At 51.2% G+C, this 4,700-nt stretch carries 4 protein-coding genes; 1 reads left to right on the forward strand and 3 read right to left on the reverse strand.

Annotated features, from left to right (window positions below; all coding sequences use genetic code 11):
- Positions 1-144 (forward strand): inorganic phosphate transporter (locus ACTHSP_RS18005; protein ID WP_440346594.1); only part of this gene is annotated, 144 nt, incomplete at its 5' end.
- A gap of 222 nt (positions 145-366) precedes the next feature.
- Here ACTHSP_RS18005 and ACTHSP_RS18010 read toward each other — a convergent pair.
- From ACTHSP_RS18010 to secA, 3 genes are all read right to left on the reverse strand, one after another.
- On the reverse strand, positions 367-804 hold the full coding sequence (locus ACTHSP_RS18010; protein ID WP_440346592.1) for a ProQ/FINO family protein: 438 nt from the start codon (positions 802-804) through the stop codon (positions 367-369).
- Between the two features lie 83 nt (positions 805-887).
- Complete coding sequence (gene aroC / locus ACTHSP_RS18015; protein WP_049350993.1) at positions 888-2,021, reverse strand: chorismate synthase; 1,134 nt, start codon at positions 2,019-2,021, stop codon at positions 888-890.
- Between the two features lie 132 nt (positions 2,022-2,153).
- On the reverse strand, positions 2,154-4,700 hold a 2,547-nt coding region (secA, locus tag ACTHSP_RS18020), incomplete at its 5' end, for a preprotein translocase subunit SecA (RefSeq protein WP_440346593.1).

Consider the following 4,700-nt stretch of genomic DNA (forward strand, 5'->3'; position numbering starts at 1 on the left):
GGTGCAGTTTTGGGTATCGGCTTGGTTAACCGCAATGCCAACTGGAAATTGATGAAACCGATCGGCCTTGCTTGGGTGATTACCTTGCCAGCCGCTGCCGTTTTGTCTGTTGTCAGCTATTTGGTTCTGCAAGCCGTGTTTTAACTGATTATTTGATTTCAAAAGGCCGTCTGAAAGATGTTTCAGACGGCCTTTATTTATGTTCATTAAAAGGAGATTTTAGTTTGCTATGAACAAACAAAGCTATTTTTAATCAGCCCACGATAAGGTTAAGGCAATAAAAAGCCCCAATTCATCGACGTTTAAGTGTCGTATTGAACTGGGGTTTTTTCTATTTAGTATGAGCCTTATCAGGCCGTCTGAACATTATTCAGCAGCTTCGTTGGTCTCGGCTTGTGCAGGAGTCGCTTCTGCTTCAGTGGTAGCCTTAGCGGCTTGGCGTTCGGCTTGTGCAGCCAATGCCTGTTGAACGGCTGGGTGCTGTTGGGCGATGGTTTGTTCTTCTGCGCTGACTTCGCCTTTGAAGCGGTTGTTCAAGTCAAAACGTTTGCCGCCGCGAGCCAGGGCTTTCAGATAGCGTGGACGGCGGCAGTGGTTGGCCAGTACGCGTGCAATCAGTGCAGGGTCGTATTGGGGCAGGGCGGCAACCAAGTCTTGGTCGATACCAACGGCCAACGGTTTAAATCGTTTGAATACATCATATTTGCCGTAAATGTGGTCGGCAATCATGTCTGTCTGTTTTTTCTTGCTCATGGTTTGGACGGCAGATTTCAGCGCAGCGCCCAAAGCGGTTTCTTGTGCCATTGCGGTTGTATTCCTCTAATATAAATCCGTATTTTTGTCATACGGCAATAAGGTGCTATTGTAGTATAAAGACTGTGATTTGGCTAAATTTTTCTGAGAATATTCAGAAATAAATGGTTATTTTCCAATTTGGCAATGTCCGGTGTATTTACCTGAACGTTGGCATTTTGCGCACGATGGCGTAAGACGTGGTCAATCAATACCAAGGCCAGCATGGCTTCTGCAATCGGAGCGGCGCGTAATCCGACGCAGGGATCGTGGCGGCCGTGTGTGGCAAGTTCGACAGGGTTGCCCTCTATATCAATGCTGCGGCGCGGTGTGGCGATGGAACTGGTCGGCTTGATGGCAATATTCACATGAATGTCTTGTCCGGTGCTGATGCCGCCCAAGATGCCGCCTGAGTGGTTGGATAGAAAGCCTTGAGGCGTGAGCTCGTCGCCATGCTCGCTGCCGCGTTGCATTACGCTATCAAAACCTGCACCGATTTCCACGCCTTTGACGGCATTAATGCCCATCATGGCATAGGCAATTTCTGCATCGAGGCGGTCAAAAACCGGTTCGCCCAAGCCAACAGGGACGTTGGCTGCTTCGATATGAAGTTTTGCGCCGACAGAATCCAATGATTTGCGCACGCTGTCCATATAGTTTTCCAAGTCCTCAATTTGGCTTTGGTTGGCGGCAAAAAAAGGATTTTGGGAAATATATTCGTAGCCTTCAAACTGGATTTCTTTTTCACCGACTTGGGTAACGTAGGCGGTAATTTCAGTACCGAATTTTTCTTTCAGCCATTTTTTTGCAACTGCTCCGGCTGCAACGCGGGCAGCGGTTTCGCGAGCGGAACTTCTACCGCCGCCGCGATAGTCGCGTGTACCGTATTTGTGCCAGTAGGTGTAATCGGCATGTCCGGGGCGGAAACTGGTGGCGATATTGCCATAATCTTTGCTGCGTTGGTCGGTATTGCGGATCAGGAGGGCGATGGGTGTGCCGGTGGTTTTGCCTTCGAATACGCCGGAGAGGATTTCGACTTGGTCGGCTTCGCGGCGTTGGGTAACGTGGCGGCTGGTGCCGGGTTTGCGGCGGTCAAGGTCAAATTGGATATCCGCTTCGCTCAATTCTAGTCCGGGCGGGCAGCCGTCAATGATGCAGCCTAAGCCTGCGCCGTGGCTTTCGCCGAAAGTGGTAACGGTAAAGATTTGTCCGAAGGTATTGCCTGCCATAGGGATACTCTTTTGAAGTTGGGTTTGGAAATTTTTTACTTGTTTGGATAATTCTCAGGCCGTCTGAACAGATGCGAGAACGAAATCAAAGATTCTCGTTTCACCGTTCAGACGGCCTTTTGAGATGACTGTTTAGTTCAATTTACCGTGGCACTGTTTGTATTTCAGGCCGCTGCCGCAAGGGCAAGGATCGTTGCGGTGAACAATCAGGCCGTTTTGTGCAAGCGCTTCAGGGCTGAAGTCTGTGCCGTCAGGGTCGAACGCTTCGGTAACCAAATCAGTTTGCGATTGGCCGAGCAATTCTTCCATATCAGGCGCATCGGAGTGGACGGTTTGAACATCGCTGACGCTTTGTGCGGCAGTGTGGTCGTATTCGCTGTTGCGCTCGATTTGAACGGCGGTCAGCAAAGCGGCAATGTTTTGTTTGATGCCGCGCCACAGGTTTTCAAACATGGCGAAAGCCTCGCGTTTGTATTCCTGTTTCGGATTTTTCTGAGCATAGCTGCGCAGATGGATACCTTGGCGCAAGTAGTCCATAGCGGCGAGGTGTTCGCGCCATTGGTTGTCGATAACTTGCAGCATAACATTGCGTTCGAAGTCTGACATAGCCTGTTTGCCGACCAATTCGACTTTTTCGGCATATTCGTCTTCGATGCGCTTGATGAGGCGTTCTTTAATGTCTTGGTTGTCCAAAGTACTGTCTTCTTTCAGCCAGCCTTTAATATCGACATGCAGGCGGAAATCGGCGGCAAGTTGGTGCTCCAGTGCCGGAATGTCCCATTGCTCCTCCATGCTGTCAGGCGGGATGTGGTAATCAACCAAGTCGCTGATAACGTCGGCGCGGATTTCGCGGGTCAAATCGCTGACGTCTTTGCTGGTCAGGATTTCGTTACGTTGATGGTAAATCACTTTACGTTGGTCGTTGGCAACGTCATCGTATTCCAAAACTTGTTTACGCATATCGAAGTTGCGGCCTTCGACTTTACGTTGTGCGCCTTCGATTTGACGGGTCAGCAGGCCGTGTTCGATGGCAACGCCGCGCTCAGGTGCCAGGCGGTTGAGGATGGCGGCGGCACGGTCGAGTGCAAAGAGACGCAATAATGGGTCTTCAAACGACAGATAGAAACGGCTGGAGCCGGGGTCGCCCTGACGGCCCGCGCGACCGCGTAACTGGTTGTCGATACGGCGGCTTTCGTGGCGTTCTGTACCGATAATGTGCAAACCGCCTGCGGCCACAACTTGGTCATGTTCGGCTTGCCAACCGCTTTCAAGGGCGGAAATTTGCGCTTGTTTTTGCTGTTCGCTCAAGGTTTCATCGGCATGGATGGCTTCGATTTGATGTTTGAGGTTGCCGCCCAAGACAATATCGGTACCGCGGCCGGCCATGTTGGTGGCAACGGTAATTGCGCCGACTTTACCGGCTTGGGCCACAATCAATGCCTCGCGCTCGTGTTCTTTGGCGTTCAGAACGTTATGCGGCAGACCTGCTTCGTGTAACAAGCGGGAAACCAGTTCGGAGTTTTCGATGCTGGTTGTACCAACCAAAACCGGTTGGCCGTTTTTGTGGCATTCGGCGATGTCTTTGACGACGGCTTCAAATTTTTCTTCGGCTGAACGGAAGATTTGGTCGTTGAAGTCTTTACGTTGTACAGGGCGGTTGGTAGGGATGATGACGGTTTCGAGGTTGTAAATGCTTTGGAACTCGAAGGCTTCGGTGTCGGCCGTACCGGTCATACCGGACAGTTTGTTGTACAGGCGGAAGTAGTTTTGGAAGGTAATAGAGGCAAGTGTTTGGTTTTCGCGCTTGATTTCTACACCTTCTTTGGCTTCAACGGCTTGGTGCAAGCCTTCGGACCAGCGGCGGCCGGCCATCAGACGGCCTGTGAATTCATCCACAATCACGATTTCGCCGTCTTGGATAACGTAATGTTGGTCTTTGTGGAACAGGGTGTGCGCGCGCAATGCAGCCATGAGGTGGTGCATCAGGGAAATATTAGCGGCAGAGTAGAGCGAATCGTTTTCCTGCAATAAGCCCATTTGAGTCAGGATTTGCTCGGCGTGTTCGTGACCGGCTTCGCTCAGGATGACTTGGTGTGCTTTTTCATCTACCCAGTAATCGCCTTCGCCTTCTTCGGTTTCTTGGCGGATAAGGTGGGCAGGAACGGCGTTCATCACGCGGTAGAGCTGGATGTTGTCATCTGCCTGGCCGGAAATAATCAGCGGCGTACGTGCTTCGTCAATCAGAATGGAGTCCACTTCGTCGACAACGGCAAAGTTCAATTCGCGTTGAACTTTGTCGTATTGGTCGGTCACCATATTGTCGCGCAGGTAGTCGAAGCCGAATTCGTTGTTTGTACCGTAAGTAATGTCGGCACCGTAAGCAGTTTGGCGTTCAAAAGGTTGCAAATCGGCGACGATCACGCCGACGCTCAAGCCTAAGAAATTGTACAATGGCTCCATAATGCTCGCGTCACGGGAGGCGAGGTAGTCGTTGACGGTAACGACGTGGACGCCTTTTCCTGACAATGCATTCAGGTAAACGGCAAGGGTGGCCACTAGAGTTTTACCTTCACCGGTACGCATTTCGGCAATTTTGCCGTTGTGCAGGACCATACCGCCGATCAGCTGTACATCGAAGTGGCGCATGCCCAATACACGGCTCGATGCTTCGCGGCAGAC

This window comes from Neisseria sp. P0001.S005, from assembly GCF_051963715.1.

Coding starts and splice junctions, on each gene's coding strand:
- ACTHSP_RS18010 (WP_440346592.1), bottom strand. CDS start 804: ATGGCACAAGAAACCGCTTTGGGCGCTGCGCTGAAATCTGCCGTCCAA.
- aroC (WP_049350993.1), bottom strand. CDS start 2,021: ATGGCAGGCAATACCTTCGGACAAATCTTTACCGTTACCACTTTCGGC.